Origin of the sequence: Streptomyces sp. SolWspMP-5a-2, from assembly GCF_900091845.1 — a bacterium.
In the GTDB taxonomy this organism is placed as follows: Bacteria; Actinomycetota; Actinomycetes; order Streptomycetales; family Streptomycetaceae; genus Streptomyces; species Streptomyces doudnae.
On record NZ_FMCI01000302.1, the window covers coordinates 1 to 4,747 of the forward strand.

3 protein-coding genes and 1 pseudogene are annotated in these 4,747 nt (G+C 73.5%); 2 read left to right on the forward strand and 2 right to left on the reverse strand.

All coding sequences use genetic code 11. The features are described from left to right. Window positions 1-146 precede the first annotated feature (146 nt). Window positions 147-1,007: a hypothetical protein gene (locus GA0115242_RS29780; protein WP_093833932.1), complete on the forward strand. Its 861-nt coding sequence runs from the start codon at window positions 147-149 to the stop codon at window positions 1,005-1,007. A 176-nt stretch (window positions 1,008-1,183) separates the two neighbouring features. On the opposite strand, the gene disA is transcribed toward GA0115242_RS29780, so the two are convergent. Continuing rightward, the gene (gene disA / locus GA0115242_RS29785) at window positions 1,184-2,308 is read right to left on the reverse strand and encodes a DNA integrity scanning diadenylate cyclase DisA (protein WP_093833934.1); all 1,125 of its coding nucleotides are present in this window, start codon (window positions 2,306-2,308) and stop codon (window positions 1,184-1,186) included. An 81-nt stretch (window positions 2,309-2,389) separates the two neighbouring features. After that, window positions 2,390-3,799: a DNA repair protein RadA gene (gene radA, locus GA0115242_RS29790; protein WP_093833936.1), complete on the reverse strand. Its 1,410-nt coding sequence runs from the start codon at window positions 3,797-3,799 to the stop codon at window positions 2,390-2,392. A gap of 182 nt (window positions 3,800-3,981) precedes the next feature. Here radA and GA0115242_RS29795 point away from each other — a divergent pair. After that, window positions 3,982-4,747 (forward strand): annotated as a pseudogene (locus GA0115242_RS29795) (hypothetical protein); the annotation flags it as partial.

Consider the following 4,747-nt stretch of genomic DNA (forward strand, 5'->3'; position numbering starts at 1 on the left):
GCCACCCCCGCCCGCGGCCAACCCGCACCTGTTCGTCCGTCATGTGCCCCGATGATCCAAGCGAGTTGGATGATGATCCGGAAAAGTTGAGGTAGGGGCGGCGGGTGGGACCGGGTAACACGCCTTTCTCTCGTAGAGTTTGGCGCGTGGGATCTCTGCGCAATCCGGTCGGGCCGCTTCCCTCCTCCATCTACTGGCGACGGAGGGTCCTACTGCTGTCCATGATCGCGGTGTTGGCCCTGATCGCCCTCTGGTTCCTGGTCTCCGGCGGGGACGGCAAGGACGGCGCCGGCGGAGGTGACGCGAAGCACCCCACGGCTTCGATCGGCCCCGGGCCCTCCGAGTCGGGCCCCGCGATCAGCGACGCGCCGGGCGGCCGGGACGAGTCGGGCGGTTCCGGCGGCTCGGGTTCGGGCTCCGGTTCCGGCGGGTCGGACGGGTCGGGCGGTTCCGGCGACTCCTCGGGCTCCGGGGACTCCTCCGGCTCCGCGGGGTCCTCCGGCGGTTCGGGCGCGGGCGGGTCCGGTGGCGCCGGTGGTTCCGGTTCCGTGGGGTCCGGCGCCGGGGTCGTCGCGGGCGACGCGCTGCCCGGCGGTTCGTCGCTGCCCGACTGCGGCTCCGGAGCGGTGCGGCTCGGCCTGCGCAGCGAGCACAACACCTACGCGCCCGGCGAGAAGCCGTCGTTGCTGCTCACCGCGGAGAACACCTCGGGCGCCGACTGCAAGATCGACCTCGGTCCGAAGAACACGGTCGTCGCGATCAGCGAGTCCGGCAAGAGCGGCGACTACTGGTCCTCCGAGGACTGCCCGAAGGGCGCCAAGAGCCTGGTGTTCAAGGTGCCCGCGCACAGCGCCGTCACCTACATTGTGAAGTGGGACCTCAAGCCCAGCTCCCCGCAGTGCGCCACGCCGCCCGCCGGGTCGGCCAAGGCGGGCACCTACCTGGTGGAGGCGAAGGCGCCCGGCTTCGCCAAGGCGCAGACGTCGTTCGTGATCGAGAAGGACTGACAGGGAACGACCAGGGAAGCACCGGGTTGCGACCAGGGCTGACCAGGGCTGACCAGAGCTGACGACGAACGCGGGCCGCGGCCGACCGGAGGTTGATCCGGTCGGCCGCGGCCCTTTCGCGTTCGCCCCGCTACACGTACCGTTCCGGGCCCGCTACACGTACCGTTCCGGCCCCGCTACACGTACCGTTCCAGGATCGACGACTCCGCCAGCCGGGACAGGCCCTCGCGGACGCTGCGGGCGCGGGCCTCGCCGACGCCGTCGACGGCCTGGAGGTCGTCGACGCTCGCCGCCAGCAGTTTCTGCAGGCCGCCGAAGTGCTCGACCAGCCGGTCGATGATCGCGCCGGGCAGCCGCGGCACCTTGGCCAGCAGCCGGAAGCCGCGCGGGGAGACCGCCGAGTCGAGCGTCTCGGGCGAACCCGTGTACCCCAACGCCCGTGCCACGGTGGGCAGTTCGAGCAGCTCGGCGTGGCTGAGCGCGTCCAGTTCGGAGAGCGCCTCGTCGACCGTGCGGGACCGCTTGGCGGTGGGCTCGGGCACGTAGTCCCGCACGACCAGCTCCCGCTCGGGCTCGACGCCCGCGATGAGTTCGTCGAGCTGGAGGGCCAACAGGCGGCCGTCGGTGCCCAGTTCGACGACGTACTCGGCGATCTCGGTGGCGATCCTGCGGACCATCTCCAGCCGCTGGGCGACCGCGGAGACGTCCCGGACCGTCACCAGGTCCTCGATCTCCAGCGCGGACAGGGTGCCCGCGACCTCGTCGAGGCGGAGCTTGTACCGCTCCAGGGTGGCCAGGGCCTGGTTGGCGCGGGACAGGATCGCCGCCGAGTCCTCCAGGACGCGGCGCTGGCCGTCCACGTAGAGCGCGATCAGGCGCATCGACTGGGAGACCGAGACGACCGGGAACCCGACCTGTTTGGAGACCCGGTCGGCGGTGCGGTGCCGGGTGCCCGTCTCCTCGGTGGGGATCGTCGGGTCCGGCACCAGCTGGACGCCCGCGCGCAGGATCTTGGAGAGGTCCGAGGAGACGACGATGCCGCCGTCGAGCTTGCACAGCTCACGCAGGCGCGTGGCGGTGAACTCGACGTCCAGCACGAAACCGCCCGTGCACATGGTCTCGACGGTCTTGTCGGAGCCCAGCACGATGAGCCCTCCGGTGTTGCCGCGGAGCACCCGCTCCAGGCCGTCGCGCAGGGCTGTGCCGGGAGCCACGGCGCTCAGCGAGGCGCGCATCATGGCATCGGCACCGGAACTCCCACCGGACTTTCCGGGAGCTGACGCCCGGTCGTTGGCTGCCACTGCACTCCTCCGGCTCGCAGGTTCTGGGCGCCCCCGTTCCGCACGGGATGTTCGTACGGACGGGCGAGACCAGGGCAAAGTCTACCGGCGCCGCTCCTCGTCCTGTGGGGCGTCCCGGCGAGGGGAGCGCGGCAGGACCCGCAGGGCGTCTCCCATGTCGGCCACTTCCAGGACCTTCATACCGGGCGGGATCTTCCCCGGGTCCCCCGGCACCAGCGCGTGCGTGAACCCGAGCCGGTGCGCCTCGGCCAGTCTGCGCTGCACGCCGGTGACCCGTCTGACCTCGCCCGCGAGCCCCACCTCGCCGATCGCGACCAGGTTCTTGGGCAGCGGGGTGTCGCTCGCCGCCGACGCCAGGGCGAGCGCGATCGCGAGGTCGGCGGCCGGTTCGGACAGCTTCACCCCGCCGACCGTCGCCGAGTAGATGTCCCGCTTGCCGAGCGCGCTGATCCGGCCGCGCTGCTCCAGGACGGCCAGCATCATCGAGACCCGGGACGTCTCCAGGCCGGAGGTGGTGCGGCGGGGGGAGGGGATCTGCGAGTCGACGGTCAGCGCCTGGACCTCGGCGACCAGCGGGCGGCGGCCCTCCAGGGTGACGGTCAGGCAGGTGCCGGGGACCGGCTCGTCCCGCCGGGTCAGGAAGAGGCCGCTGGGGTCGGCGAGGCCGACGATGCCCTCGTCGTGCAGTTCGAAGCAGCCGACCTCGTCGGTCGCGCCGTAGCGGTTCTTCACGCCGCGCACCAGCCGCAGCCTGGCGTGCCGGTCGCCCTCGAAGTGCAGGACGACGTCGACCAGGTGCTCCAGCAGGCGCGGGCCCGCGATCGCGCCGTCCTTGGTGACGTGACCCACCAGCAGGGTGGACATGCCGCGCTCCTTGGAGGCCCGGATCAGCGCCCCGGCCACCTCGCGGACCTGGGCCATGCCGCCGGGGGCGCCGTCGATCTCCGGGGAGGCGACCGTCTGCACCGAGTCCAGGATCAGCAGCGCGGGCTGCACCGCGTCCAGATGGGCGAGGACGGCGGCCAGGTCCGTCTCGGCGGCGAGGTACAGGTGGTCGTCGACGGCGTGGATGCGGTCGGCGCGCAGCCGGACCTGGCTGGCCGACTCCTCGCCGGTCACGTACAGGGTGCGGTGCTCCGCGTCGGCCGACTTGGCCGCCACGTCGAGGAGCAGCGTGGACTTGCCGACGCCCGGCTCGCCCGCGAGCAGCACCACGGCGCCCGGCACCAGGCCGCCGCCGAGCACCCGGTCCAGCTCGGGCACGCCGGTGGAGCGGGCGGTGGCCTGCCGGACGTCGACCTGGCCGATGGGGAGCGCGGAGGTGGTGACGCGGCCCGGCGCGGTGGTGCGGACCGCGGGGACGCCGTACTCCTCGACCGTCCCCCACGCCTGGCACTCGGGGCAGCGGCCGAGCCACTTCGCCGTCTGCCAGCCGCACTCCGTGCAGCGGTAGGACGGGCGTTCCTTGGTGGTCTTGGTGCGGGCAGCCATGACCGAACCGTAGCCGCCCCCACCGACAACGCCGACCTGCCCGGTGCGGAGGACGTCCGTCCGCGTCCACGGGGCCGGAGCCCGGGACCTGCGGTTCACGGATGAGGGATCGTTTCACCCGTACGGAGTAAATATGCTTAAGCGGGAGGAAGGTGCCCCTCCGCGCCCCCTACGGTCCATGGATGAGTAGCAGTCCGGAGACCTCGACCCGCGCCCCCGGCGCACACCGGGCGCACCGTGAGGAGCGCGACCGCGGTGCGGCGCGCACCCTGGCGCAGGGACCCCCCACACGCTACGAGCCGTACCTGGACGGGCTGTTCACCTACTGCCTGTCCGTCCTGTGCGACCACGACACGGCCACCGCCGCCCTCACCGACGCCCTCGCCCTCGCCGACCGGCGGCGCGGCCCCGACGCCCCGGGGGAGCGCCGCGCCTGGCTGTACGCGCTGGCCCGCTGGGCGTGCCTGCGCAAACTGACCGAGGCGCGGCAGAAACGCCAGGGCGGTCACGCGGCGGGCGCGCGCGGCACCCGCGGCGCCCCGGCCGCCGCCTCAGATCCGGCGCCCGCCGGGGACGAGCGGGAGCGCCGCCGCGAGCTGGCCCTGCTCGCCTGGCCCGAGGCCGCCGGAACCACCCCCGAGCAGCGCGAGGCCCTCGAACTCGCGGTCCGTCACCACCTCGCCGTCCACGAGGTCGCCGCCGTCCTCGGGCTCGGCCTCGCCGCCGCCCGCGACCTGCTGGCCTCCGCCGCCTGCGAGGTCGAACGCACCCGGGCCGCCCTCGTCGTCGTGGAGACCGGCGCCTGCCCCGGCGTCGCCCGCCTCACCGGCGACCACCAGCTCGTGCTGAGCCCGGCGCTGCGCAGGGAACTGGTCCGGCACGTCGACGACTGCCCGTACTGCCGTCGCGCGGCCGGACGCGCCCAGCCCGGCGGCTGGCCGGGCGCCG

What these genes read in the sequence shown, in the direction of transcription:
- radA (WP_093833936.1), bottom strand. Translation starts at nt 3,799, where the DNA reads ATGGCTGCCCGCACCAAGACCACCAAGGAACGCCCGTCCTACCGCTGC.